Below are 24,669 nucleotides of genomic sequence, written 5' to 3' on the forward strand. Positions count from 1 at the left end.
ACCGGCCGGCCCAAGAACCCTTGGGACTCGACCCAAGACGGACGCCTATGAACCCGAATTTTCTAGATTTCGAACAGCCGATCGCCGACCTGCAAGCCAAGATCGAAGAGTTGCGCTTGGTCGGTAATGACAATTCGCTGAATATCGGCGATGAGATCTCCCGCCTGCAGGACAAGAGCAAAACGCTGACCGAAGACATCTTCGGCAAGCTGACCAGCTGGCAGATCGCACGTCTGGCGCGTCACCCGAAACGTCCGTATACCCTGGACTACATCGAACACATCTTCACCGAGTTCGACGAACTGCACGGTGACCGTCACTTCTCCGACGACGCTGCCATCGTTGGCGGTATTGCCCGTCTGGACGACAAGCCGGTGATGATCATCGGTCACCAGAAAGGCCGTGAAGTGCGCGAGAAAGTTCGCCGCAATTTCGGCATGCCGCGTCCGGAAGGCTACCGCAAGGCTTGCCGCCTGATGGAAATGGCCGAACGTTTCAAAATGCCGATCCTGACCTTCATCGACACTCCGGGCGCTTACCCTGGCATCGACGCTGAAGAGCGCAACCAGAGCGAAGCGATTGCCTGGAACCTGCGAGTGATGGCCCGCCTGAAAACCCCAATCATCGCCACCGTGATCGGTGAGGGTGGTTCCGGTGGTGCGCTGGCGATCGGCGTCTGCGACCAGTTGAACATGCTGCAATACTCCACCTATGCGGTGATTTCGCCGGAAGGTTGCGCTTCGATTCTGTGGAAAACCTCCGAGAAGGCACCGGATGCCGCAGAAGCGATGGGCATCACCGCCGAGCGCCTCAAAGGCCTGGGCATCGTGGACAAGGTGATTGGCGAGCCACTGGGCGGCGCGCACCGCGATCCGGCCGCTGCAGCCGCATCGATCCGCGCCGAGCTGAGCTCGCAACTGGCGATGCTGAAGAAGTTCGATAACGACGCGCTGCTCAAGCGCCGCTACGATCGACTGATGAGCTACGGTCTCTAAGCCGTACACGCAGTGCCCATGTGGGATCGAGCTTGCTCGCGATGAGGGTATGACAGTCGACGAATCTGTTGAATGTCAGGCCGCTATCGCGAGCAAGCTCGCTCCCACATTTGATTTATGCAAGGTGATGGATATGAGTCGGTCCAATATTGATCTGCCCGCCAGACTCTTGTTGAATCTTGCCTCGTGGCGCAATGCTGCGACCTGGCGCATCGCCTTCTCCGGCGGCCTCGACTCCACTGTCCTGCTGCACCTTCTGGCAACACTCTCCAAAACCGAATACCTGCCGACGCTCAACGCCATCCATGTTCATCACGGCCTTCAAGCCGTAGCCGATACGTGGCCGGAACATTGTCGTGCCGTGTGCGCTGCGCTGGGCGTGCCGCTGCAAGTGGTTCGCGTGCAGGTGCAACCGGGTGCCAGCCTTGAACGAGCAGCTCGGGATGCGCGGTATCACGCCTTCACTGAAGCCCTTCAGGCCAACGAAGTGCTGCTGACGGCTCAGCATCGCGACGATCAGGCGGAAACGCTGCTGTTTCGCTTGTTGCGCGGAGCGGGCGTGCGCGGATTGTCCGGGATGCCGCGTCAGCGCCCTTTGGGCAAGGGGCATTTGCTGCGGCCAATGCTTGATGTCACGCGGGCTGAGTTGGAGGCTTATGCCAGTGCGCATGACTTGAGCTGGATCGAAGATCCCTCGAACCAGGATCGGCAGTACTCGCGCAATTACCTTAGGCATCAAGTCTTGCCGGTGCTGATCCAGCGCTGGCCGCAAGCGGTGGCGACCATGGCCCGCAGCGCGACGCATTTGAATGAGGCGCAAGGACTGCTCGAAGAACTGGCGGACATGGATTTGCGTGAGGCCAGCTCTGCCAGTGAGTTTGCCTGGCTGGGCTTGCGGTCGCTTGAGCTGGCGCCGCTTGCGCATTTGTCTGATGCCCGGCAGCGCAATGCCTTGAGTCATTGGCTCGAACCGCTGACCCGCTTGCCGGACACTGACCATTGGTCGGGTTGGGAGGATCTGCGCGATGCCACCGGTGATGCCTGCCCGGTGTGGCGGCTGGCCGATGGCGAACTGCATCGGGCGGGCGGACGGATCTGGTGGCTGTCCGGCCACTGGCTGAGGCCTCTGTCCGGCGCCGGGGTGTGGCTGGACCCGGCTTCACCGCTGGCTATCCCGGGCAACGGCGTGCTTTCGCTGACCGGGCAAATCCCCGATGGCCCGCTGCATATCCGCTATCGTGAAGGGGGAGAGGTCATGGCATTGTCAGGCCGCGGCCATAGGGACCTGAAACGTTTGCTCAATGAAAGCGCTGTACCGTCCTTCGTACGCGGCAGATTGCCGCTGCTCTACAAAGACGGGCAACTGCTGGCGGTAGCGAACCTCAAGGGGCTCGATGGTGGTGCACTCGGCGACTGGCATTTGCATTGGCAGCCACTGAACGAAGATCAAGGTTTGAGCTGAAAGGGGCTTTCCGGTAGACTACGCTCCCTTCTTGATACAACTTCTGTGGATTCGCCTGAATTGCAGGAGTTGCCGATTACCAAGCAGTCTTTGCTGGGCGATTCCAAAAAATGTGTAGCGAGCAACGAACCGGTGTTTCATTTTCCGGTCTGTCCCAACGCGGCGGTTTTTTCGAAAGGTGCACTGTGATTAATGCAGGTGATCGGGGGCTTCGGCCTTCCTTCGCTTTCCCCGGCGGCTCGGACCGCTTTAACGCAGACTTCTAGGGTTTTTCATGACGCGCTACATATTCGTCACGGGCGGTGTTGTTTCTTCATTGGGGAAAGGCATTGCATCGGCATCATTGGCGGCCATCCTGGAGGCGCGGGGACTTAAGGTCACCATGCTGAAGCTGGACCCGTACATCAACGTCGACCCGGGCACGATGAGCCCGTTCCAGCACGGTGAAGTGTTCGTCACTCACGACGGCGCCGAGACCGACCTGGACCTGGGTCACTACGAGCGGTTCATCCGCACGACCATGACCCAGAACAACAACTTCACCACGGGCCGTGTCTACGAACACGTCCTGCGCAAGGAGCGCCGTGGTGACTACCTGGGTGCAACCATCCAGGTGATCCCGCACATCACCGACGAAATCAAGCGCCGCATCATCAAGGGTGCCGGCGACGCTGACGTGGCAATGGTCGAAATCGGTGGCACCGTGGGTGACATCGAGTCGCAACCGTTCCTCGAGGCGATCCGCCAACTGCGCTTCGAAGTCGGCGCCAAGCGCGCGATGCTGATGCACCTGACACTGGTGCCGTACATCGCCACTGCCGGCGAAACCAAGACCAAGCCTACCCAGCACTCGGTGAAGGAACTGCGTTCCATCGGCCTGCAACCAGACGTGCTGGTCTGCCGCTCCGACCACCCGATCGATGTGTCGTCGCGTCGCAAGATCGCGCAGTTCACCAATGTCGAAGAACGTGCGGTGATCGCGCTGGAAGACGCCGATACCATCTACAAGATCCCGGGCATCCTGCACTCCCAGGGCCTGGACGATTTCGTCGTCGAGCGTTTCGGCCTGCAATGCGGCGGTGCCGATCTGTCCGAGTGGGAAGCCGTGGTCGACGCCAAGCTCAACCCTGAGCACGAAGTCACCATTGCCATGGTCGGCAAGTACATGGAGCTGCTGGACGCCTACAAGTCGCTGATCGAAGCGATGAGTCACGCGGGCATCAGCAACCGTACCAAGGTCAACCTGCGCTACATCGATTCCGAAGACATCGAGAACCAGGGCACCGCGCTGCTCGAAGGCGTCGATGCCATCCTGGTACCGGGCGGCTTCGGTCTGCGTGGCGTTGAAGGCAAGATCACTGCCGTTCAATACGCTCGCGAAAACAAGGTTCCGTACCTGGGTATCTGCCTGGGCATGCAAGTGGCCGTTATCGAGTTCGCACGTAACGTGATGGGCTGGAAAGACGCCAACTCCACCGAGTTCGATCGTGCAAGCGGCCACCCGGTCGTGGGCCTGATCACCGAGTGGGAAGATGCCACCGGCGCCGTCGAAACCCGTACCGAAACCTCCGATCTGGGCGGCACCATGCGCCTGGGCGCGCAGGATTGCCTGCTGGAGCCGGGTTCCCTGGTCCACGGTTGCTACGGCAAGGACGTGATTGTCGAACGTCATCGTCATCGCTACGAAGTGAACAACAACCTGCTGCCGCAAATCATGGAAGCCGGTTTGAAAATCTCCGGTCGTTCCGGTGATGGCGCACTGGTTGAAGTGGTTGAAGCTCCGGATCACCCATGGTTCGTCGCTTGCCAGTTCCACCCTGAGTTCACCTCGACGCCACGCGACGGTCACCCGCTGTTCAGCGGTTTCGTCAAGGCCGCGTTGGCTCAACACCAGAAGAAGGCGTAATCCCGATGGCACAGAAGATCATCCGCGTCGGCGACATCGAGATTGCCAACGACAAGCCCATGGTGCTGTTCGGCGGCATGAACGTGCTGGAAAGCCGTGACATGGCCATGCAGGTTTGCGAAGAGTATGTGAAGGTCACCGAAAAGCTCGGTATCCCTTACGTGTTCAAGGCCAGTTTCGACAAGGCCAACCGGTCTTCTGTGACCTCTTATCGTGGTCCTGGCCTGGAAGAAGGCATGCGCATCTTCCAGGACATCAAGCAAGCCTTCGGCGTGCCGATCATCACCGACGTCCACGAGCCTGACCAGGCCGCGGTCGTCGCTGAAGTCTGCGACATCATCCAGTTGCCGGCATTCCTGTCGCGCCAGACCGACCTCGTGGTCGCGATGGCCAAAACGGGCGCCGTGATCAACATCAAGAAAGCCCAGTTCCTCGCCCCCCAGGAAATGAAGCACATCCTGAACAAGTGCGTGGAAGCGGGTAACGATCAGTTGATACTCTGCGAGCGTGGTTCGAGCTTCGGCTACAACAACCTCGTCGTCGACATGCTCGGCTTCGGCATCATGAAGCAGTTCGAGTACCCGGTGTTCTTCGATGTGACCCACGCGCTGCAAATGCCTGGTGGTCGCTCCGATTCCGCCGGCGGTCGTCGCGCCCAGGTCACCGACCTGGCAAAAGCCGGTATGAGTCAGTCGCTGGCCGGCCTGTTCCTGGAAGCCCACCCGGATCCGGACAACGCCAAGTGCGACGGTCCTTGCGCCTTGCGCCTGGACAAACTGGAGCCATTCCTGGCCCAGCTCAAAGCTTTGGACGAACTGGTGAAGAGTTTTCCGACGGTAGAAACCGCGTAATCCTCAATTCTCCGGTAAAGTACCGCACGATTTAACGCTCAGGCCCTCGGGCCTGAGCCTTGTCGTCTGCAAGACTGCCCGCTGCACCTCACTTGCCGACGATCAAAGATTTCCTACAGCTGCGTCGTTTTCGTCAACTTTGGAGTGTTTACAACAATGGCTAAAATCGTCGACATCAAAGGTCGTGAAGTTCTCGACTCCCGTGGCAATCCCACCGTGGAAGCGGACGTGCTTCTCGACAACGGCATCATCGGCAGTGCCTGCGCGCCGTCCGGTGCTTCCACTGGCTCGCGTGAGGCGCTCGAGCTGCGCGATGGCGACAAGAGCCGTTACCTGGGCAAGGGCGTTCTGAAGGCCGTAGCCAACATCAACGGTCCGATCCGCGACCTGTTGAAAGGCATGGACCCAAGCGACCAGAAAGCGCTCGATCTGGCAATGATCAAGCTCGACGGTACTGAAAACAAAGGTTCCCTGGGCGCCAACGCGATCCTCGCCGTTTCCCTGGCCGCGGCCAAGGCAGCAGCACAGGACCAGGACCTGCCGCTGTACGCTCACATCGCCAACCTGAACGGCACCCCGGGTGTCTACTCGATGCCGGTTCCGATGATGAACATCATCAACGGCGGCGAGCACGCCGATAACAACGTCGACATCCAGGAATTCATGGTTCAGCCGGTTGGCGCCAAGTCTTTCTCGGAAGGTCTGCGCATGGGCACCGAGATTTTCCACCACCTCAAAGCCGTGCTGAAGGCCCGTGGCCTGAGCACTGCCGTCGGTGACGAAGGTGGTTTCGCGCCGAACCTGGCCTCCAACGAAGACGCTTTGAAAGTGATCTCCGAAGCCGTGGCCAACGCCGGTTACAAGCTGGGCACTGACGTGACCCTGGCCCTGGACTGCGCAGCCAGCGAGTTCTACGAAGACGGCAAGTACAACCTGTCCGGCGAAGGCCAGGTGTTCACCGCCGAAGGTTTCGCTGACTACCTCAAAGGCCTGACCGAGCGTTACCCGATCATCTCCATCGAAGATGGCCTGGACGAGTCCGACTGGGCTGGCTGGAAGATCCTCACCGACAAGATCGGCGAGAAGACTCAGCTGGTAGGCGACGACCTGTTCGTCACCAACACCAAGATCCTGAAAGAAGGCATCGACAAGAAGATCGCCAACTCGATCCTGATCAAGTTCAACCAGATCGGTACCCTGACCGAAACCCTGGAAGCCATCCAGATGGCCAAGGCCGCCGGTTACACTGCCGTGATCTCGCACCGCTCCGGCGAAACCGAAGATTCGACCATTGCCGACCTGGCCGTGGGCACCTCGGCTGGCCAGATCAAGACCGGCTCCCTGTGCCGTTCCGACCGCGTTTCCAAGTACAACCAACTGCTGCGTATCGAAGAGCAGTTGAACGGCAAAGCCAAGTACAACGGTCGCGGCGAGTTCCGCGGTTAAGCGGTAACTGGTAAAAAGACACCGGATTGTGTCGGAAAAGTCGCTACAGCGACGTTTTTGCCACTAATCTGATGCCTTATATGCACAAGCCTGGTTCTTCCAGGCTTCGTGCTATCAGAAGCTTCACGTTTGGCATGGCTGTCTTTTTTCACTGGATACCTGATATTCGATGCGCAGTCCCAATTGGTTGTTCCTCATCCTGCTTTTGTTGCTGGCTGGCCTGCAGTACCGCCTGTGGGTGGGAAATGGCAGTCTGGCGCAAGTGGCCGAGTTGACTCAGCAGATTGCGGATCAGCAGGCTGAGAACCAGGCATTGCTGGAACGCAACCGGGTGATGGACGCCGAGGTCAGTGAGTTGAAAAAGGGCATGGAGACCGTCGAAGAACGGGCTCGCCATGAGCTGGGTATGGTCAAGGACGGTGAAACCCTTTACCAGTTGGCCCAATGATTAATTCGTTACCGGCCTTCTGGGCCGTGATTCCTGCCGCGGGCGTCGGTGCCCGTATGGCCGCGGACCGTCCCAAGCAGTATCTGCAACTGGGCGGGCGCACTATTCTCGAACACAGCCTTGGCTGTTTCCTTGACCATCCTTGCCTGAAAGGCCTGGTGGTCAGTCTTGCTGTTGATGATCCCTATTGGCCGAATCTGGCGTGTGCCAGTGATCCGCGTATTGCCCGGGTCGAGGGCGGCGCCGAACGTTCCGGGTCGGTGCTCAACGCCTTGCTGCACTTGCATGCGCAGGGCGCTGATGATGAGGATTGGGTACTGGTTCACGATGCCGCACGGCCGAACCTCAGCCGTGACGATCTGGACAAATTGCTGGCTGAGCTGGCTGACGATCCAGTCGGCGGGCTGCTGGCGGTTCCGGCGCGGGATACGCTCAAGCGGGTCGACAAGCACGGTCGTGTGGTCGAAACCGTGGATCGCAGTGTGATCTGGCAGGCCTACACGCCGCAGATGTTCCGCCTTGGGGCGCTGCATCGCGCACTGGCTGACAGCCTGGTGGCCGATGCCGTTGTTACTGACGAAGCTTCGGCGATGGAGTGGGCCGGTTCGGCACCGCGACTGGTCGAAGGGCGAGCCGACAACCTCAAGGTCACGCGTCCCGAGGACCTTGAGTGGTTGCGGCAGCGTTGGGCCAATCGTCACTGATTGATTTGGGTTCAGTGTTGTCCCCAATCGCGAGCAAGCTCGCTCCCACAGGGATTGCTGGCGTTTGCAAGATTTGCGTTCGACCCCATCCACTGTGGGAGCGAGCTTGCTCGCGATAGCGGTAGTTCAAACAACAAATCCGGCACTGATTGACATCAGTTTCGGTATTCCGGCCTTTGCGCCAACCCTTCCTTCAAATAATCCACCAACTTGCGCACCTTCGGCGACAGATGCCGCTGCTGCGGATACAGCGCCCAAACCGCCGTGTTCGGTGGTTGATGCGCCTCCAGCAGCGAAATCAGCGCACCGCTCTTCAGATGCTCCAGCACGTAATAGTCCGGTAACTGACACAGCCCCACGCCTTGTAGCGCCGCGTCCAACACCGCTTGCCCACTGTTGCAGCGCCAGTTTCCCTGCACTCGTTGCGAATATTCCCTCCCGTTCTGTTCCAGTTGCCAGAGGTCCGAGCTGCCGATGAGGCAATTGTGGCGACTCAGCTCCGACAGGCTGTGCGGGCGACCGTAGCGTTCAATGTAGGAGGGTGATGCACAGAGAAACATGCGTCGCGGCGCGAGGCGGGTGGCGACCAGCCGTGAGTCCTGCAAGCGCCCGAGGCGAATCGCCAGGTCGAGGCCTTCGTGCACCAGGTCAAGCTGGCGATTGCTCAGTTCGATGTCGATCCGCAGTTGCGGATACAGCCCCATGAAGCGGGTCACCAGCGGCACGATGAAGCGCTCGCCGTAAGCCACGGCGCAGGTCATGCGCAGCATGCCCTTGGGTTCGCTGGTCAAATCGCCCACCGCGCGCAACGCCTCTTCGCGGCCATCCTGCAAGCGCTGGCAATGTTGCAGGAAGGTTTGCCCGGCCTCGGTCAGCGTGACCCGGCGGGTGCTGCGGTAGAGCAGGCGGGTTTGCAGGCGCTCTTCGAGGCGTACGATTTGTCGACTGATATGGGAGGAAGAAACCCCCAGGCGTTGCGCGGCAGCGGTGAACTGGCTGCATTCGGCAACGGCGACAAACTCGTCGATCCCTTCCCAGCGATTTTCGGACATCAATGATTATCCCTGTGTGGCAATAATATTTTGCATTTGCATCGATTATTCATCGTTGAGCCATGTATTACACTCGTTGTCTCGTTTTAATTCACTGGAGAATCACCATGATCAAGTCGCGCGCCGCCGTTGCCTTCGAGGCCAAGAAGCCCCTCGAAATCGTTGAAGTCGATGTCGCCATGCCCAAGGCCGGCGAAGTCTTGCTGCGCGTGGTGGCCTCCGGTGTTTGCCATACCGATGCCTACACCTTGTCCGGCGCTGATCCGGAAGGCATCTTCCCGTCGATCCTCGGCCATGAAGGTGGTGCGATCGTGGAAGCGATCGGCGAGGGCGTGACCTCCGTTGCAGTCGGTGATCATGTGATCCCGCTGTACACCCCGGAATGCCGTCAGTGCAAATTCTGCCTGTCGGGAAAAACCAACCTCTGCCAGGCGATTCGCGCGACCCAGGGCAAAGGCTTGATGCCGGACGGGACTTCGCGTTTTTCCTACAAGGGCGAAACGATTTTCCACTACATGGGTACTTCCACGTTCTCCGAGTACACCGTGCTTCCGGAGATTTCCGTTGCGAAAATCGCCAAGGAAGCGCCACTGGAAAAAGTCTGCCTGCTGGGCTGCGGTGTCACTACCGGTATCGGTGCAGTGCTCAACACCGCCAAGGTGAAACCGGGTGATACGGTCGCCATTTTCGGTCTTGGCGGCATCGGTCTGTCGGCTGTTATCGGCGCCGTAAAAGCCAAGGCTGCCCGCATCATCGCCATCGACATCAACCCGGCCAAATTCGAGATCGCCAAGCAACTGGGTGCAACCGATTGCGTGAACCCGAAAGACTTCGATCGTCCGATCCAGGAAGTCATCGTCGACATGACCGATGGCGGCGTGGATTTTTCCTTCGAGTGCATCGGTAACGTGCAACTGATGCGCGCCGCACTGGAGTGCTGCCACAAGGGTTGGGGCGAGTCGGTCATCATCGGCGTTGCCGGTGCCGGCCAGGAAATCTCGACCCGTCCGTTCCAGCTAGTCACCGGTCGCGTCTGGCGCGGTTCGGCGTTCGGCGGCGTGCGCGGCCGTACCGAGTTGCCAAGCTATGTGGAAATGGCCGAAACCGGCGAGATTCCGCTGGATACCTTCATCACCCACACCATGGGCCTGGAAGATATCAACAAGGCGTTTGACCTGATGCACGAAGGGAAAAGCATTCGCTCCGTCATCCATTTCTGAGGTCCGCCATGAGCCTGGAAAACATCTCCTGCCAGAAAAGCTTCGGCGGCTGGCACAAACGCTATCGCCATCGCTCGGAAGTGCTCGGCTGCGACATGGTGTTCGCCGTCTACCTGCCGCCGCAAGCGGAGCAGGGCGGCAAGCTGCCGGTGTTGTACTGGTTGTCCGGCCTGACCTGCACCGACGAGAACTTCATGCAGAAGGCCGGCGCCATGCGCATGGCCGCGGAGCTCGGGCTGATCATCGTCGCACCGGACACCAGCCCTCGCGGTCCGGACGTGCCGGGTGATCCGGATGGCGCCTGGGACTTTGGCCTCGGCGCCGGGTTTTACCTGAATGCCACTCAGGAGCCTTGGTCGCGTCACTATCGGATGCATGACTATGTCGTGCAGGAACTGCCGACATTGGTCGAAGCCCATTTCCCGGCGTCGAACAGGCGCGGTATCAGTGGCCATTCCATGGGCGGCCACGGTGCGCTGGTCTGCGCCTTGCGCAATCCGGGGCGCTATCTGTCGGTGTCGGCGTTCTCGCCAATCAACAACCCGATGGATTGCCCGTGGGGGCAGAAAGCCTTTTCCCGCTATCTGGGAGAGGACCGTTCGAAATGGCGCGAATGGGATGCCTGCGCGTTGATTGCCGAGGCCGATGAAAAGCTGCCGCTGTTGGTCGACCAGGGTGATCGCGACGACTTCCTCGCCAACCAGCTCAAGCCGGAAGCCTTGCAGCAGGCGGCCAAACTGGCCGGTCACCCGCTGACGTTGCGCCTGCAACCGGGCTATGACCACAGCTATTTCTTCATTGCCAGTTTCATCGATGAGCACTTGCGGCATCACGCGCATGCTCTGGTTGGCTAATGCAGGTAGAATCACGCCCTGACAAAAATCGGGGCGTTTTTTTATGCGTATTGGCCACGGCTATGATGTGCACCGTTTCGCTGAAGGCGATTTCATCACTCTGGGCGGTGTGCGCATTGCACACAGCTTCGGGCTGCTCGCCCACTCTGACGGTGACGTCCTCTTGCACGCCTTGAGCGATGCCTTGCTCGGCGCCGCGGCGCTGGGCGACATCGGCAAGCATTTCCCGGATACCGACCCGCAATTCAAGGGCGCCGACAGCCGTGCGCTGTTGCGTCACGTCGTCGCACTGGTCCATGCCAAAGGCTGGAAAGTCGGCAACGTCGATAACACCATCGTCGCCCAGGCGCCGAAAATGGCCCCGCATATCGAATCGATGCGCGCGCTGATTGCCGCGGATCTTCAAGTAGAGTTGGATCAAGTGAACGTGAAAGCTACCACCACCGAAAAGCTCGGCTTTGTCGGTCGCGAAGAAGGCATTGCCGTGCACTCCGTTGCCTTGTTGCTGCGCGCATGAACGAACTGCAATTGCTCGGCCCGCGGGCTTACGGTGAGGCCCTCGGCACGGCGGTCCTGAAAGCGATCGCCGAAGATTTCCAGGTCGACGAAGTCCTCGACATTCCCCTCAGTGGCGAAGGCGAACACCTGTGGATCTGGGTGGAAAAGCGTGGTCTGAATACTGAAGAAGCGGCGCGACGGATTGCCAAGGCTGCCGGCGTGCCATTGCGCACCGTCAGTTATGCCGGACTCAAGGACCGTCAGGCGTTAACTCGCCAGTGGTTCAGCGTGCAATTGCCGGGCAAGGCCGACCCTGATCTGTCGGCCGCGGAAAACGATACGCTGAAGATCCTCAAGACCGCCCGCCACAAGCGCAAACTGCAACGCGGTGCCCACTCGGCCAACGGTTTTACGTTGCGCCTGACGCAATTCGCTGGCGACAAGGCTGCGCTTGAAGAGCGTCTGCAACTGATCGCCAAACAAGGCATCCCCAATTATTTCGGGGCCCAGCGTTTCGGCCATGACGGCGGCAACGTCGTCGATGCTCGCGCCTGGGCCGCGCGCAAGGCCTTGCCGGAGCAGCGCAACGTACGTTCGCGTCTGCTCTCGACCGCCCGCAGTTTTCTGTTCAACCAGGTGTTGGCTGCACGCGTCGCCGATGGCACCTGGGAGCGTGCCCAGGTCGGTGACCTGCTGGCGTTCACCGACAGCCGCAGCTTTTTCCCGGCAGGCGAAGCCGAGTGCAGCGACCCGCGCCTGGCGATTCTAGATCTGCACCCGACCGGCCCGCAGTGGGGCGAAGGTGACTCGCCGGCCACGGGCGTTGTCCATGAACTGGAGCAGGCAATCGCCGCGCGCGAAGCAGACCTTCGCGATTGGTTGATTAACGCCGGTATGAGCCACGAACGTCGCATCCTGCGGCTGCCCATTGGCGGGTTGACGTGGCATTATCCCGAGCCTGACATTCTGCAACTGGAATTCGTCCTGCCGGCCGGATGCTTCGCCACCGTATTGGTGCGCGAGCTTGTTGATCTGGTGCCGGTGGGGCAGACGGACAGCCCATGCGTATTCTGATTTCTAACGACGATGGGGTAACAGCACCCGGTCTCGCCGCGCTTTATGCTGCGCTGGCGGATTACACCGAGTGCGTGGTTATCGCCCCGGACCAGGACAAGAGCGGCGCCAGCAGTTCGCTGACGCTCGACCGTCCGTTGCACCCGCAAACCCTGGCCAACGGCTTTATCAGCCTCAACGGCACGCCGACCGATTGTGTGCACCTGGGCCTCAACGGCCTGCTGGAGCGCGAAGCGGACATGGTGGTTTCCGGAATAAACCTGGGTGCGAACCTGGGGGACGATGTCCTGTATTCCGGCACGGTGGCGGCGGCCCTCGAGGGGCGTTTCCTGAATCACCCCTCGTTTGCCTTTTCGCTGGTCTCACGCCAGGTAGAGAACCTTCCCACAGCTGCCCATTTCGCGCGCAAACTGGTTGAAGCCCATGCTGACCTGGATCTGCCACCGCGTACGGTACTGAACGTGAACATTCCCAATTTGCCGCTGGACCGCATCCGCGGTATCCAGCTGACCCGCCTGGGCCATCGCGCCCGAGCCGCGGCACCGATGAAAGTGGTGGATCCGCGGGGCAAGTCCGGTTACTGGATCGCGGCGGCCGGGGATGCCGAAGACGGTGGCCCGGGTACCGATTTCCATGCAGTGATGCAGGGTTATGTTTCGATCACGCCGCTGCAACTGGATCGCACCTTCAATGATGCCTTCAGAAGTCTGGACGGCTGGCTGGAGGGGCTGCGCTGATGGGTCGCGAACAAGACGATATGCTGCGTCGCGGCATCGGCATGACCTCCCAGCGAACCCGGGAGCGGCTGATCCAGCGCCTGTACGAAGAAGGCATCTCCAACGCCAGGGTACTGGAGGTCATTCGCCGGACCCCGCGCCACCTGTTCGTCGACGAAGCGCTGGCGCACCGTGCCTATGAAGACACCGCGCTGCCGATTGGCAACAACCAGACCATCTCCCAGCCTTATATGGTGGCGCGCATGAGCGAGCTGCTGCTGGAGGCCGGTCCGCTCGACAAGGTGCTGGAGATCGGCACCGGGTCGGGCTATCAGACGGCGGTGCTGTCGCAACTGGTCGAGCGTGTGTTCTCGGTCGAGCGCATCAAGGTTCTGCAGGATCGGGCAAAGGAACGCCTGGTCGAACTGAATCTGCGCAACGTGGTGTTCCGCTGGGGCGATGGCTGGGAGGGCTGGCCGGCACTGGCACCATACAACGGGATTATCGTCACCGCAGTGGCAACCGACGTGCCCCAGGCATTGCTTGACCAGTTGGCACCGGGAGGCCGAATGGTGATCCCGGTCGGGGCCGGCGAAGTCCAGCAATTGATGCTGATCATCCGCGAGGAACAAGGTATTTCCAGGCATGTCCTGGGGGCTGTGCGCTTCGTGCCACTGCTCAATGGGCCACTGGCCTGAGCATTTGTTTCGGCACGCTGAATTCTCTTCGATTGCCTTTGTCTTACAGCGGCATCGTTGTGTTAAACGGGATTCATCGTCAGGCAGCAAACGTGTGCGCGGCACCGATTCGCCACATTAAAGGTAAAGCGTGCACAGCCCGTTATACTTGCGACAGTTCATGCCGGACTCCGGCATTTCACATTTTCAGCCACCACAGAGGGAGCGGCGGGTGAGTCTCACAGTCATTGCGCAGCGTATGAGTAAAACGAGCTTTCAGCGCCTGGTGACTGGCCTTGTCTTGAGCACTTTGCTGGTCGGTTGTTCCAGCAACAAGTCCAGCGATGTTCGTGTCGTGGACCGTAACAATGCCGCGGCTCAGCGTCCAGCCGTGACCACCGGGCAATACATTGTTCGGCCCAAGGACACCCTGTTCTCCATCGCCTTCCGTTACGGCTGGGACTACAAGGCCCTGGCGGCACGCAACAACATTCCTGCGCCTTACACCATCCGTCCGGGTCAGACGATTCGCTTTGATGGTCGTACAAATTCAACGTCGACGGCGGTGGTCAGCTCGTCCAGCTCAACACCTTCGTCGTCGAGTAAAACCACGGTCATCCGTCGTTCGGCAAACGGTACGACCACCAGCACAACGACGGTTGTACCGTCCGTCGCGAGCAAGCCAGCCCCTGCTCCTTTGCCACCTCCCGGGCCAGCCCCGACCGGCTGGGGATGGCCATCTAATGGCATTCTGATTGGAAAATTCTCTTCAAACGGTAGTTTGAATAAAGGAATTGATATCGCCGGAGATTTGGGACAGCCTGTTTTAGCTGCGTCTGATGGGACGGTGGTATACGCCGGGAGTGGCTTAAGGGGCTACGGCGAATTAGTGATCATCAAGCACAGTGAAACCTACGTCAGTGCCTACGGACATAACCGCAGGCTGTTGGTTCGGGAGGGGCAGCAGGTCAAGGTCGGACAGACAATTGCCGAAATGGGGTCAACGGGTACAGACCGGGTGAAACTGCATTTTGAGATTCGCCGCCAAGGTAAACCTGTAGATCCGCTGCAATTCCTGCCACGCCGTTGATCGCTACCAGCCTGTTCCGTCGCGTAGAGGGGACAGGCTCCAGCGTTGCCAGGGAGAAAGGCGCCGCTTGAGCTTGAGGTCGAACTCACCAAAGGACTATAACAATGGCTCTCAGTAAAGAAGTGCCGGAGTTTGACATCGACGATGAGGTTCTCCTGATGGAGAGCAGCATCGATACGGATTCGATGTCGAATGATGAAGGGGCGGCTCCACCTTCCGTTCGTGCCAAATCCAAACACTCCGCATCCTTGAAACAGCACAAGTACATTGACTACACGCGGGCACTTGATGCCACGCAGTTGTATCTCAATGAAATTGGTTTCTCTCCCCTGCTATCACCCGAAGAAGAAGTTCATTTTGCGCGCCTGTCGCAAAGTGGCGATCCGGCCGGGCGCAAACGCATGATTGAAAGCAACCTGCGACTGGTGGTGAAAATCGCCCGACGCTACGTCAATCGTGGGCTGTCGCTGCTGGACCTGATCGAAGAGGGCAACCTCGGCTTGATCCGGGCGGTGGAGAAGTTCGATCCGGAACGCGGTTTCCGCTTCTCGACCTACGCGACCTGGTGGATTCGCCAGACCATCGAACGCGCAATCATGAATCAGACCCGGACCATCCGGCTGCCGATCCATGTGGTCAAGGAGCTGAACGTGTACCTGCGGGCCGCGCGGGAGCTGACGCAAAAACTCGACCATGAACCCTCACCCGAAGAAATCGCCAACCTGCTGGAAAAACCGGTGGGAGAGGTCAAGCGTATGCTCGGCCTTAACGAACGGGTTTCTTCGGTCGACGTCTCGCTGGGTCCGGATTCGGATAAAACCCTGCTGGACACCCTGACTGACGACCGTCCAACCGATCCATGCGAATTGTTGCAGGACGACGACCTGTCCCAGAGCATCGATCAATGGCTCTCGGAACTGACCGACAAGCAACGCGAAGTGGTTGTACGCCGCTTCGGCCTGCGCGGCCATGAAAGCAGCACCCTTGAAGACGTCGGCCTGGAAATCGGCCTGACCCGGGAGCGGGTCAGACAGATTCAGGTGGAGGGCTTGAAGCGGCTACGCGAGATCCTGGAAAAAAATGGTCTGTCGAGCGAGTCGCTGTTCCAATAAGGCACTCACTGCGATGGCATGAAAAACCCCGACTGGCTCGGGGTTTTTTATTGCCTGGCCAGGAGACCGAGTCCCCTCGGGATTTTGGTTTCGTGCTGTAAGCCTAGGCTTACTCTTGCGTAAGTGTTCGTTATTTTTACACCCCGGCAGTCGTCCATTCGGAGCGTCGATCGCTTGTATATCTTTGATTTATATTAATATTTTTTAGTATTAATGATGCGTGACACCAGAATCTCGCGCCAAGGGCCGATTGATCCCGGAGGGGAACACTCTAGTATTGAGGTTGTGTCGACGGACAGACACGTCCTTCATGGATGAGGGATATGGATATCGCAGGACGCGATTCATCAGGACGATGAAAAGGAACACAGGGAATAGGGAAAAAATGTGGGCGGGTCAAACCGCCCCTTTTTTTGCCCGCAGAAAAGCAAAAAGGCCCTTGTGGGGCCTTTTTCGCGAACGCGGGGGTAATCAGCGTTCGAGGTCTGCGATCTTGCCTGGCTTGCCGTCCCATTCTGCGGAATCGGGCATTGGATCTTTGCGTTCGGTGATGTTTGGCCAGATATCGGCCAACTCAGCGTTCAGCTCAATGAAGTTTTCCATGCCGGCCGGAACTTCATCTTCAGAGAAGATAGCCACGGCAGGGCATTCAGGTTCGCACAGCGCGCAATCGATGCACTCATCCGGGTGGATCACCAGGAAATTCGGGCCTTCGTAAAAGCAGTCCACCGGACAGACTTCTACGCAGTCGGTGTACTTGCACTTGATGCAGTTGTCGGTGACGACGAAGGTCATTTCTAATTTTCTCCTCAGGCGCGGCTTGCTGCGCCCCTTCTCGTAGGGGTCGCCAGGTTCGGGAGCGATAGTCTGCTGGCCAGGCTATTAGCCAGCAGCATCCCAAACCGCGCGAGATTCTAACAGCTTGCAAGCCGCTGCGTTAGATCCGTGTCTTTAGTGTATAGAGCATTTCGAGAGCACGACGTGGGGTCATGTCGTCCAGGTCGAGCTTGGCCAGGTCATCCAGCACCGGGTGCGGCAGGCTGGCGAACAGGTCGCTTTGTTGCGGCGCGGCCGGTTTGCCTTTGGCCGGTGCCGGTGTTTCGTGGGGCAAGGCGGTGTCTTCCAGGCGGCTCAGATGCTCGCGAGCACGGGTGATGACCTCACTCGGTACGCCGGCCAGCTGCGCAACGGCCAAGCCATAACTCTGGCTGGCCGGCCCGGGCAGCACGTGGTGCAGGAATACGATGCGCTCGTTGTGCTCGGTGGCATTGAGGTGCACGTTGGCCACCAGCGGCTGGGCTTCCGGCAGGACGGTCAGTTCAAAGTAGTGGGTGGCGAACAGCGTGTAGGCACGCAGATGCGCCAGGCGCTCGGCCGCCGCCCATGCCAGGGACAGACCGTCGAAGGTGCTGGTGCCGCGCCCGACTTCGTCCATCAGCACCAGGCTGCGCTCGGTGGCGTTGTGCAGGATGTTCGCGGTTTCGCTCATTTCCACCATGAAGGTCGAACGCCCGCCGGCCAGGTCATCGCTGGAGCCGATCCGGGTGAAGATGCGGTCGACCAGCGACAATTCGCAACTGGCCGCTGGCACGAAGCTGCCGATGTGCGCCAGGAGCACAATCAATGCGGTCTGACGCATGTAGGTGGATTTACCGCCCATGTTCGGACCGGTGATCACCAGCATGCGGGTGTTGTCGTCCAGGCTCAGGTCGTTGGCCACGAACGGCGTGGTCAGCACTTGTTCGACCACCGGGTGACGACCCTGGCTGATGCGCATGCACGGCTCGCTGACGAAGCGCGGGCAGTTCAGATCGAGGTTCAGTGCACGTTCGGCCAGGTTGCTCAAGACGTCCAGCTCGGCCAGGGCGCCGGCGGTGTCCTGCAACGGTGGCAGCTGGCTGATCAGATCTTCGAGCAACGCTTCGTACAGCATCTTCTCGCGGGCCAGGGCGCGACTCTTGGCTGACAGTGCCTTGTCTTCGAATGCCTTGAGTTCCGGCGTAATGAAGCGTTCGGCGCCTTTGAGCGTCTGGCGGCGAATATAGTCGGCCGGTGCCGATTCCGCCTGCTTGCTTGGCAGCTCGATGAAGTAACCGTGGATGCGGTTGTAACCAACCTTCAGATGCGACAGGCCGGTGCGGGCCTTTTCCCGTGCCTCGAGGTCGATCAGGAACTGTCCGGCGTTTTCGCTCAGCGACTGCAATTCGTCGAGTTCGCTGTCGTAGCCGGTTTTTAGCACGCCCCCGTCACGAATGACCGCGGGCGGGTTGTCGATGATGGCTTTTTCCAGCAGTGCCGCCAGTTCCGGGTAGGTGCTGGTGATGGTGGCGAGTTGCTGGAGGTGTGGGGCTTCGAGCTCCGTCATTGCCACTTGCAGTTCGGGCAGTGCGCCGAGGGCGTCACGCAAGCGGGCGAGGTCGCGGGGGCGGGCATTACGCAGGCCGATCCGCGCAAGAATCCGCTCGATGTCGCCGATTTCCTTGAGCTGCGGTTGCAGTCTTTCGAAGCGATAACCGTCGAGCAGGCAGGTGATCGAGCTCTGGCGTGCCAACAGCACCGTCAAGTCGCGCAATGGGCGATTCAGCCAGCGGGTCAGCAGGCGGCTGCCCATGGCGGTCTGGCAACGGTCCACCACCGATTGCAGGGTGTTGTCGCGGCCCCCGGCCAGGTTGGTGTCGAGCTCCAGGTTACGACGGCTGGCGCCATCGAGCACCACGGTGTCGTCCAGGCGTTCATGACGCAAACTGCGCAAGTGGGGCAGGGCAGTGCGCTGGGTTTCCTTGGCGTAGGCCAGCAGGCAACCGGCGGCACCGATCGCCAGGGTCAGGTTTTCGCAGCCAAAGCCCTTGAGATCCTGGGTCGAGAATTGCTGGCACAGGCTTTTGAGCGCCGAATCGCGCTCGAAATCCCACGGCGCACGGCGACGCACGCCGCGGCGTTTTTCCGCCGGCAAGTCCTTGGGCCAGTCATCCGGGATCAGTAATTCCACCGGGTTGACCCGCTCCAGTTCCGCCAGCAGGTTTTCCCAGCCCTTGATTTCCAGCACGCTGAAGTTGCCGCTGGTGATGTCCAGTACCGCCAGGCCGAACAGGCGCTCATCGCCCAGGACAGCGGCGATCAGGTTGTCCCTGCGCTCGTCGAGCAGCGCCTCGTCACTCACCGTCCCCGGCGTGATGATGCGTACCACCTGCCGCTCCACCGGCCCTTTGCTGGTGGCCGGGTCGCCGACCTGCTCGCAGATCACCACCGATTCGCCAAGCTTCACCAGTTTTGCCAGGTAACCCTCGGCGGCGTGGTAAGGAATCCCGCACATCGGAATCGCCTGGCCGGCCGACTGCCCGCGGGCCGTCAGGGTGATGTCCAGCAACTTGGCGGCCTTCTTCGCGTCTTCATAGAAGATCTCGTAGAAGTCGCCCATGCGGTAGAACATCAGCTGGTCCGGGTGCTGGTTTTTCAGGCGCCAGTACTGCTGCATCATCGGGGTGTGGGAGGACAGGTCGGAGACGGCTTTATTCATCGGATTGTCAGGAAGCTCGTTGAAAGAGGTGGGGCAAAAGCAGGGCAACGGCCGGGCTTTTCCGCGATGGGCGCAAGGTTACCATGGGCGGTCTGCCCGACGCAGGCGCCACGGCCGGGTGACATCCTTTACGATGCAAAAATCATGTTATGCATCGATTATGCAAATCGGCATTGTCTTCTTCGAAAAGTGCAAGCACTATGCGCGTTATGCAAAAGCGCAACGTATCTACTGTATTAAGGGCATTGCTCGATCAGCACGGGATCTCCCCCACGGAGCTTCACCGTCGCACCGGCGTGCCTCAATCCACGCTCTCGCGCATTCTCAGCGGGAAGATCGTCGATCCTTCGGATAAACATGTTTCGAAGATTGCCGAGTATTTCGCCTTGAGCACCGACCAGTTGCGTGGCCGCGCGGACGTCTCGTCTGCCGCCAATGCCGGGCGCGCTCCTGTGCATTCGGAACTCAAGGATATAAGTCTGTGGGACGACGATACCCCTGTCGATGACGACGAGGTGTCGGTCCCCTTTCTTCGCGAGGTTGAATTGGCTGCGGGATCGGGAAGATTCGTTATCGAGGAGAGCGAGCGCTCTAGCCTGCGCTTCGGCAAGCGGAGCCTGCGCCATAACGGCGTGCAGTTCGACCAGGCCAAATGCGTGACAGTGCGGGGCAACAGCATGTTGCCGGTGCTACGCGACGGCGCCACGGTCGGGGTCAATGCCGGCAAGTGCGGCATTGGCGATATTGTTGACGGCGACCTTTATGCAATCAATCACAACGGCCAATTGCGGGTGAAGCAACTCTATCGCCTGCCGACCGGCATTCGCTTGCGCAGCTTCAACCGTGACGAGCATCCGGACGAAGATTACACCTTTCAGGAGATCCAGGAGGAGCCGATTGTTATCCTCGGACATGTCTTCTGGTGGGGTATGTACGCCCGCTAACACTCATCCGTTTAGATAAAACCCGCTTCCCGAGCGGGTTTTTTTCGTGTGCCGAAAGCATTGGGCATACTTTTAGTAATGCGTTTGTGCATTGACTGATTATGCATAAGTGCATAATGTTGCTGCCTGACTATTAAATAATGCGCTGTGATCACTCACTCAAGGAGGCATGAAATGACCGCTGAGCAATATGCATTGCTGGACATGCCTTTGTGGCTGGTCATCAGCCTGCCAATCCTTGGTGGCGTTGCCGGTGAAATGTGGCGTGCCGAAAAAGAGGGCATTCGTGGCTGGTCCCTTGTCCGACGCCTGAGCCTGCGGTCTGGATCCAGCATGATCTGCGGCGCTTCGGTCATCATGCTGCTGCACGCTGCCAATGTGTCCATCTGGGCTGCTTGTGCGGGTGGTTGTTTAGCGGCGATGGCCGGGACAGACGTCGTTCTGGGGTTGTATGAGCGTTGGCTGGCCAAGCGCATGGGGATCGGCCATACCCCCTCCGGTGACGTGGAAGATTGATTCTCCGACAGGCCTTTTCCAGAGCCTCCGGTTCTTTACATTTTGATCGTTCCTGTCGCTTGCAAGTGCGGTCTGCTCGTGTACGGTTAACCTCATCCCGCCCGATCAGGAGATGACCGTGAACGAAATCACCCAGCTCGCCGCCGAACTCGGCAGACGCCTGCAGGTTCTCAATGCCCATGTCACCACGGCGGAGTCCTGCACCGGCGGAGGCATCGCCGAGGCAATTACCCGTATCCCCGGGAGTTCGGCCTGGTTCGAAGCCGGTTATGTCACTTACTCCAACCGACAGAAAACCCTGCAACTGAATGTACCGGTGGAGTTGTTCACCACCGTGGGCGCGGTCAGCCGCGAGGTGGTCGAGGCGATGGTCCGGGGGGCGCAGGAGAAAAATAGCGCGTATTTCTCCGTGGCGGTCAGTGGCATCGCCGGGCCGGATGGTGGAACGGCGAACAAGCCGGTTGGCACGGTGTGGCTGGCCTGGGGCGTCGGAGATCAGGTGTTCTGCGAGCGGCAGCACTTCCCGGGTAATCGCGATGACGTCCGCCGACAAACGGTGAAGGCCGCGCTAGAGGGGCTGCTGCGCTATGCCGCGGCAGAAATCTCAAATCAGGGGTAGGCGATCCGGAAACGCTGTGGAATAATACTGGCTACTTATACAGGTGTTGGCCGTCAGGCCTTATTGATTACGTGAGGACTTTAATGGACGACAACAAGAAGAAAGCCTTGGCTGCGGCCCTGGGTCAGATCGAACGTCAATTCGGCAAGGGTGCCGTAATGCGTATGGGCGATCAGGACCGTCAGGCGATCCCGGCCATTTCCACTGGCTCTCTGGGGCTGGACATCGCTCTCGGCATCGGCGGTCTGCCAAAAGGCCGTATTGTTGAAATCTACGGTCCTGAATCTTCCGGTAAAACCACGCTGACCTTGTCCGTGATCGCCCAGGCTCAAAAAGCCGGCGCGACCTGCGCATTCGTCGACGCCGAACACGCCCTCGACCCTGAGTACGCCGGCAAGCTGGGCGTCAACGTCGACGACCTGCTGGTTTCCCAGCCGGATACCGGCGAGCAGGCCCTGGAAATCACCGACATGCTGGTGCGTTCCAACGCGGTTGACGTGATCATCGTCGACTCCGTGGCCGCCCTGGTGCCAAAGGCTGAAATCGAAGGCGAAATGGGTGACATGCACGTGGGCCTGCAAGCCCGTCTGATGTCCCAGGCACTGCGTAAAATCACCGGTAACATCAAGAACGCCAACTGCCTGGTGATCTTCATCAACCAGATCCGTATGAAAATTGGCGTGATGTTCGGTAGCCCGGAAACCACCACCGGTGGTAACGCACTGAAGTTCTACGCATCGGTTCGTCTGGACATCCGTCGTACTGGCGCGGTGAAGGAAGGTGATGAAGTCGTCGGTAGCGAAACCCGCGTCAAGGTTGTGAAGAACAAGGTGGCTTCGCCGTTCCGTCAGGCCGAGTTCCAGATTCTTTACGGCAAGGGCATCTACCTCAACGGTGAGATGATCGACCTGGGTGTTCTGCACGGTTTCGTCGAGAAGTCCGGTGCCTGGTATGCCTATGAAGGCACCAAGATCGGTCAGGGCAAGGCCAACTCGGCCAAGTTCCTGGCAGACAATCCGGAAGTCGCGGCAAAGCTGGAGAAGCAACTGCGTGACAAGCTGCTGTCGCCTGCATCGGTTGCGGACGCCAAAGCTTCTGCGGTCAAAGAGACCGAAGACGACCTGGCTGACGCTGACATCTGATCGAAGCGATGACCGCCGTACTCGATACACTCGTCGCGGTGCGGCGAACCGCAATGGACCTGCTCGCACGACGCGAGCACGGTCGTGTCGAGCTGACGCGTAAACTGCGTCAGCGTGGCGCCCTCCCTGAAATGATCGAAACAGCACTCGACCGGTTGACGGAAGAGGGGCTGTTGTCCGAAACCCGTTACCTGGAAAGTTTCGTTTCCTACCGCGCCCGCTCCGGTTATGGCCCTTTACGCATTCGTGAAGAGTTGGGCCAGCGTGGCCTGCAGCGCACCGATATTGAACTCGCTCTGCGTGAGATCGGTATCGATTGGCAGGAGCAATTGATCGATACCTGGCGACGCAAGTTCTCCGGGCAATTGCCGGCAGACGCCAGGGAGCGAGCCAAACAAGGCAGGTTCCTGGCGTATCGGGGATACTCCATGGAAATGATCAACCGCCTGTTCAGCGGTCGAGGGATGGACGATTGAACTGAAACGGCCCGCTATTTAGATAGCGGGCCGTTTTTTATGCCTCACGAAACCTTTGACGGCTCCCGCGTGCGTTGTTGTACCTGGGGTTTTGATTGTGCCCAGTTTTCCGGCAGGTTGATGTAGTCCACAAGCTCGCGCAGGCGGCCATGATTGCGGGCATTGAAGTTGAAGACCAGCCGCGCCAGATGGCTGAATTCGGCTTCGTTGTGTTCTTCACCGCTGTAAGCGTGCTGATGGAAATGATCGCTCAGGCACAGGTCGGCGAACGCCTCCTGCATGTGTTCGAGTGCGTGGTCGCTGAGTGTGTGATTCATGCGAATCAGGAACTGATGCTTGAGCCAGCGACTGGAGTGGAAGTTGCTGTAGAACTGGTTGATGTGCTCTACCGCTTCTTCGACGTTGTAGACCAGTTTCATCAGCTTCATGTCAGTGGGCAGGATGTAGTGGTTTTCCTCCAGTTGCTGGTGAATGAAGTCCAGTGCGCCTTGCCAGAATTTGCCGTCCGGCGTGTCGAGCAGCACCACGGGTACCAATGGGCTTTTGCCGGTCTGGATCAGCGTCAGCACCTCCAGCGCTTCATCCAGGGTACCGAAGCCACCCGGGCACAGCACGAGGGCATCGGCTTCCTTGACGAAGAACAGCTTGCGGGTGAAGAAGAAGTGGAAGGGCAGCAGGCTGGTCGTGCCGTCGACAGTGGGGTTGGCATGCTGTTCGAAGGGCAGGGTAATGTTGAACCCCAGGCTGTTTGCCAGTCCGGCGCCCTCATGGGCGGCGGCCATGATGCCGCCACCGGCGCCAGTGATGACCATCATGTCCGAGCGCGCCAGCGCGGCACCGAGTTCCCGGGCCATGCTGTAGAGCGGGTGTTCCATGGGGGTACGGGCCGAGCCGAAAACAGTGACCTTGCGCCGCCCCTTGAATTGTTCGAGCACGCGAAAAGCCTGTTCCAGTTCGCGCAGGGCCTGCAGGGTGATTTTGGCATTCCAGCGGTTGTGGTCTTCCTGGGCCATGCGTAGCACGGTCAGGATCATATCGCGGTAGATCGGGATGTTCGGGCTGTTGGGTGAAATCAGCTTGAGCTGTTCTTCGACCTTGCTGATGAGGTCGTGGCCGCTTTCTTCAAAATGACGGCTCAGGAGGTCATTCGGTTGGTAAGGCATTCAACTTCTCCTTCTGCACAGAACCCTCGGCCCGACAACGTACGTCGGTGCCACGACACTTCATGTGTCGCTGTCTGCCCCGGCCCATGCCTGGGCGATCTACTTGACCCGAAAAACACCGGATCATCCAAACAGGTTCTGTTTTCCCTTGGATGAAAGAAACATTCGCACAATACGACAAGCGACG

The 24,669-nt window shown here is 59.4% G+C and carries 24 protein-coding genes; 20 read left to right on the forward strand and 4 right to left on the reverse strand.

What is annotated here, in order from left to right; genetic code table 11:
• The first annotated feature begins 47 nt into the window (after positions 1 to 47).
• The 7 genes from AC1RDQ_RS16940 (at position 48) to ispD (ending at position 7,812) form a co-directional block, all read left to right on the forward strand.
• Entirely contained in the window at positions 48 to 995 is a 948-nt protein-coding gene (locus AC1RDQ_RS16940; protein WP_057716163.1) for an acetyl-CoA carboxylase carboxyltransferase subunit alpha, read from the forward strand.
• 133 nt (positions 996 to 1,128) lie between these two features.
• Positions 1,129 to 2,457, forward strand: a complete 1,329-nt coding sequence (tilS, locus tag AC1RDQ_RS16945; RefSeq protein ID WP_492587758.1) for a tRNA lysidine(34) synthetase TilS — start codon at positions 1,129 to 1,131, stop codon at positions 2,455 to 2,457.
• A 274-nt stretch (positions 2,458 to 2,731) separates the two neighbouring features.
• Complete coding sequence (pyrG, locus tag AC1RDQ_RS16950; protein WP_057716161.1) at positions 2,732 to 4,363, forward strand: CTP synthase; 1,632 nt, start codon at positions 2,732 to 2,734, stop codon at positions 4,361 to 4,363.
• Between the two features lie 5 nt (positions 4,364 to 4,368).
• Positions 4,369 to 5,214, forward strand: coding sequence for a 3-deoxy-8-phosphooctulonate synthase (kdsA, locus tag AC1RDQ_RS16955; RefSeq protein ID WP_015093773.1), 846 nt, complete (start codon positions 4,369 to 4,371; stop codon positions 5,212 to 5,214).
• A 156-nt stretch (positions 5,215 to 5,370) separates the two neighbouring features.
• Entirely contained in the window at positions 5,371 to 6,660 is a 1,290-nt protein-coding gene (gene eno, locus AC1RDQ_RS16960) for a phosphopyruvate hydratase (protein ID WP_008019783.1), read from the forward strand.
• 169 nt (positions 6,661 to 6,829) lie between these two features.
• Positions 6,830 to 7,108: a cell division protein FtsB gene (ftsB, locus tag AC1RDQ_RS16965; RefSeq protein WP_007970710.1), complete on the forward strand. Its 279-nt coding sequence runs from the start codon at positions 6,830 to 6,832 to the stop codon at positions 7,106 to 7,108.
• Positions 7,105 to 7,812: a 2-C-methyl-D-erythritol 4-phosphate cytidylyltransferase gene (gene ispD, locus AC1RDQ_RS16970; RefSeq protein ID WP_492587759.1), complete on the forward strand. Its 708-nt coding sequence runs from the start codon at positions 7,105 to 7,107 to the stop codon at positions 7,810 to 7,812. The genes ftsB and ispD overlap by 4 nt, the downstream gene beginning before the upstream one ends.
• Positions 7,813 to 7,967: 155 nt before the next feature.
• On the opposite strand, the gene AC1RDQ_RS16975 is transcribed toward ispD, so the two are convergent.
• Entirely contained in the window at positions 7,968 to 8,864 is an 897-nt protein-coding gene (locus AC1RDQ_RS16975) for a LysR substrate-binding domain-containing protein (protein WP_057716159.1), read from the reverse strand.
• Between the two features lie 107 nt (positions 8,865 to 8,971).
• Between AC1RDQ_RS16975 and AC1RDQ_RS16980 the strand changes: the two genes are divergently transcribed.
• The 8 genes from AC1RDQ_RS16980 to rpoS all read left to right on the forward strand — a co-directional run bounded on the left by AC1RDQ_RS16980 (position 8,972) and on the right by rpoS (position 16,105).
• Positions 8,972 to 10,084 carry an S-(hydroxymethyl)glutathione dehydrogenase/class III alcohol dehydrogenase gene (locus AC1RDQ_RS16980; RefSeq protein WP_015093777.1) on the forward strand — a complete coding sequence of 371 codons (1,113 nt, stop codon included), beginning with the start codon at positions 8,972 to 8,974 and terminating at the stop codon, positions 10,082 to 10,084.
• Between the two features lie 8 nt (positions 10,085 to 10,092).
• On the forward strand, positions 10,093 to 10,938 hold the full coding sequence (gene fghA / locus AC1RDQ_RS16985) for an S-formylglutathione hydrolase (RefSeq protein ID WP_492587760.1): 846 nt from the start codon (positions 10,093 to 10,095) through the stop codon (positions 10,936 to 10,938).
• Positions 10,939 to 10,981: 43 nt separating this feature from the next.
• Positions 10,982 to 11,455 carry a 2-C-methyl-D-erythritol 2,4-cyclodiphosphate synthase gene (gene ispF / locus AC1RDQ_RS16990; RefSeq protein ID WP_007970721.1) on the forward strand — a complete coding sequence of 158 codons (474 nt, stop codon included), beginning with the start codon at positions 10,982 to 10,984 and terminating at the stop codon, positions 11,453 to 11,455.
• A complete protein-coding gene (truD, locus tag AC1RDQ_RS16995) occupies positions 11,452 to 12,510 on the forward strand; it encodes a tRNA pseudouridine(13) synthase TruD (RefSeq protein WP_492587761.1) in 1,059 nt (352 codons plus the stop codon). The genes ispF and truD overlap by 4 nt, the downstream gene beginning before the upstream one ends.
• Positions 12,498 to 13,247 (forward strand): 5'/3'-nucleotidase SurE, encoded by a 750-nt coding sequence (surE, locus tag AC1RDQ_RS17000; RefSeq protein WP_057716156.1) that lies wholly within the window; start codon positions 12,498 to 12,500, stop codon positions 13,245 to 13,247. The genes truD and surE overlap by 13 nt, the downstream gene beginning before the upstream one ends.
• Before the next feature lie 41 nt (positions 13,248 to 13,288).
• Positions 13,289 to 13,924: a protein-L-isoaspartate(D-aspartate) O-methyltransferase gene (locus AC1RDQ_RS17005; protein ID WP_492587809.1), complete on the forward strand. Its 636-nt coding sequence runs from the start codon at positions 13,289 to 13,291 to the stop codon at positions 13,922 to 13,924.
• A gap of 211 nt (positions 13,925 to 14,135) precedes the next feature.
• The gene (locus tag AC1RDQ_RS17010) at positions 14,136 to 14,993 is read left to right on the forward strand and encodes a peptidoglycan DD-metalloendopeptidase family protein (protein WP_090453404.1); all 858 of its coding nucleotides are present in this window, start codon (positions 14,136 to 14,138) and stop codon (positions 14,991 to 14,993) included.
• 104 nt (positions 14,994 to 15,097) lie between these two features.
• A complete protein-coding gene (gene rpoS, locus AC1RDQ_RS17015) occupies positions 15,098 to 16,105 on the forward strand; it encodes an RNA polymerase sigma factor RpoS (RefSeq protein WP_007990225.1) in 1,008 nt (335 codons plus the stop codon).
• A gap of 471 nt (positions 16,106 to 16,576) precedes the next feature.
• Here rpoS and fdxA read toward each other — a convergent pair whose 3' ends face one another.
• Both fdxA and mutS read right to left on the reverse strand, forming a co-directional pair.
• Positions 16,577 to 16,900, reverse strand: a complete 324-nt coding sequence (gene fdxA / locus AC1RDQ_RS17020) for a ferredoxin FdxA (protein WP_007970729.1) — start codon at positions 16,898 to 16,900, stop codon at positions 16,577 to 16,579.
• Between the two features lie 142 nt (positions 16,901 to 17,042).
• On the reverse strand, positions 17,043 to 19,622 hold the full coding sequence (mutS, locus tag AC1RDQ_RS17025) for a DNA mismatch repair protein MutS (RefSeq protein WP_057716154.1): 2,580 nt from the start codon (positions 19,620 to 19,622) through the stop codon (positions 17,043 to 17,045).
• A gap of 209 nt (positions 19,623 to 19,831) precedes the next feature.
• Here mutS and AC1RDQ_RS17030 point away from each other — a divergent pair, with 209 nt between their 5' ends.
• The 5 genes from AC1RDQ_RS17030 (at position 19,832) to recX (ending at position 23,319) form a co-directional block, all read left to right on the forward strand.
• A complete protein-coding gene (locus tag AC1RDQ_RS17030) occupies positions 19,832 to 20,566 on the forward strand; it encodes a LexA family transcriptional regulator (RefSeq protein WP_057716660.1) in 735 nt (244 codons plus the stop codon).
• A 174-nt stretch (positions 20,567 to 20,740) separates the two neighbouring features.
• Positions 20,741 to 21,082, forward strand: a complete 342-nt coding sequence (locus tag AC1RDQ_RS17035) for a phage holin family protein (protein WP_492587762.1) — start codon at positions 20,741 to 20,743, stop codon at positions 21,080 to 21,082.
• A gap of 118 nt (positions 21,083 to 21,200) precedes the next feature.
• A complete protein-coding gene (locus AC1RDQ_RS17040) occupies positions 21,201 to 21,701 on the forward strand; it encodes a CinA family protein (protein ID WP_057716659.1) in 501 nt (166 codons plus the stop codon).
• Between the two features lie 83 nt (positions 21,702 to 21,784).
• Positions 21,785 to 22,843 (forward strand): recombinase RecA, encoded by a 1,059-nt coding sequence (gene recA / locus AC1RDQ_RS17045; protein WP_007996915.1) that lies wholly within the window; start codon positions 21,785 to 21,787, stop codon positions 22,841 to 22,843.
• 8 nt (positions 22,844 to 22,851) lie between these two features.
• Positions 22,852 to 23,319: a recombination regulator RecX gene (gene recX, locus AC1RDQ_RS17050; RefSeq protein ID WP_492587763.1), complete on the forward strand. Its 468-nt coding sequence runs from the start codon at positions 22,852 to 22,854 to the stop codon at positions 23,317 to 23,319.
• Positions 23,320 to 23,363: 44 nt separating this feature from the next.
• Here the strand turns inward: recX and AC1RDQ_RS17055 are convergent, their stop codons facing one another.
• Entirely contained in the window at positions 23,364 to 24,482 is a 1,119-nt protein-coding gene (locus AC1RDQ_RS17055) for an LOG family protein (RefSeq protein WP_057716152.1), read from the reverse strand.
• Positions 24,483 to 24,669: the final 187 nt, after the last annotated feature.

Source organism: Pseudomonas sp. GW823-FHT02E01, assembly GCF_058797535.1.

Bases quoted from the DNA above. Each gene is read 5' to 3' on its own strand.
- AC1RDQ_RS16940 (WP_057716163.1), top strand. From the start codon at position 48: ATGAACCCGAATTTTCTAGATTTCGAACAGCCGATCGCCGACCTGCAA.
- tilS (WP_492587758.1), top strand. From the start codon at position 1,129: ATGAGTCGGTCCAATATTGATCTGCCCGCCAGACTCTTGTTGAATCTT.
- pyrG (WP_057716161.1), top strand. From the start codon at position 2,732: ATGACGCGCTACATATTCGTCACGGGCGGTGTTGTTTCTTCATTGGGG.
- kdsA (WP_015093773.1), top strand. From the start codon at position 4,369: ATGGCACAGAAGATCATCCGCGTCGGCGACATCGAGATTGCCAACGAC.
- eno (WP_008019783.1), top strand. From the start codon at position 5,371: ATGGCTAAAATCGTCGACATCAAAGGTCGTGAAGTTCTCGACTCCCGT.
- ftsB (WP_007970710.1), top strand. From the start codon at position 6,830: ATGCGCAGTCCCAATTGGTTGTTCCTCATCCTGCTTTTGTTGCTGGCT.
- ispD (WP_492587759.1), top strand. From the start codon at position 7,105: ATGATTAATTCGTTACCGGCCTTCTGGGCCGTGATTCCTGCCGCGGGC.
- AC1RDQ_RS16975 (WP_057716159.1), bottom strand. From the start codon at position 8,864: ATGTCCGAAAATCGCTGGGAAGGGATCGACGAGTTTGTCGCCGTTGCC.
- AC1RDQ_RS16980 (WP_015093777.1), top strand. From the start codon at position 8,972: ATGATCAAGTCGCGCGCCGCCGTTGCCTTCGAGGCCAAGAAGCCCCTC.
- fghA (WP_492587760.1), top strand. From the start codon at position 10,093: ATGAGCCTGGAAAACATCTCCTGCCAGAAAAGCTTCGGCGGCTGGCAC.
- ispF (WP_007970721.1), top strand. From the start codon at position 10,982: ATGCGTATTGGCCACGGCTATGATGTGCACCGTTTCGCTGAAGGCGAT.
- truD (WP_492587761.1), top strand. From the start codon at position 11,452: ATGAACGAACTGCAATTGCTCGGCCCGCGGGCTTACGGTGAGGCCCTC.
- surE (WP_057716156.1), top strand. From the start codon at position 12,498: ATGCGTATTCTGATTTCTAACGACGATGGGGTAACAGCACCCGGTCTC.
- AC1RDQ_RS17005 (WP_492587809.1), top strand. From the start codon at position 13,289: ATGACCTCCCAGCGAACCCGGGAGCGGCTGATCCAGCGCCTGTACGAA.
- rpoS (WP_007990225.1), top strand. From the start codon at position 15,098: ATGGCTCTCAGTAAAGAAGTGCCGGAGTTTGACATCGACGATGAGGTT.
- fdxA (WP_007970729.1), bottom strand. From the start codon at position 16,900: ATGACCTTCGTCGTCACCGACAACTGCATCAAGTGCAAGTACACCGAC.
- mutS (WP_057716154.1), bottom strand. From the start codon at position 19,622: ATGAATAAAGCCGTCTCCGACCTGTCCTCCCACACCCCGATGATGCAG.
- AC1RDQ_RS17030 (WP_057716660.1), top strand. From the start codon at position 19,832: ATGCAAAAGCGCAACGTATCTACTGTATTAAGGGCATTGCTCGATCAG.
- AC1RDQ_RS17035 (WP_492587762.1), top strand. From the start codon at position 20,741: ATGACCGCTGAGCAATATGCATTGCTGGACATGCCTTTGTGGCTGGTC.
- recA (WP_007996915.1), top strand. From the start codon at position 21,785: ATGGACGACAACAAGAAGAAAGCCTTGGCTGCGGCCCTGGGTCAGATC.
- recX (WP_492587763.1), top strand. From the start codon at position 22,852: ATGACCGCCGTACTCGATACACTCGTCGCGGTGCGGCGAACCGCAATG.
- AC1RDQ_RS17055 (WP_057716152.1), bottom strand. From the start codon at position 24,482: ATGCCTTACCAACCGAATGACCTCCTGAGCCGTCATTTTGAAGAAAGC.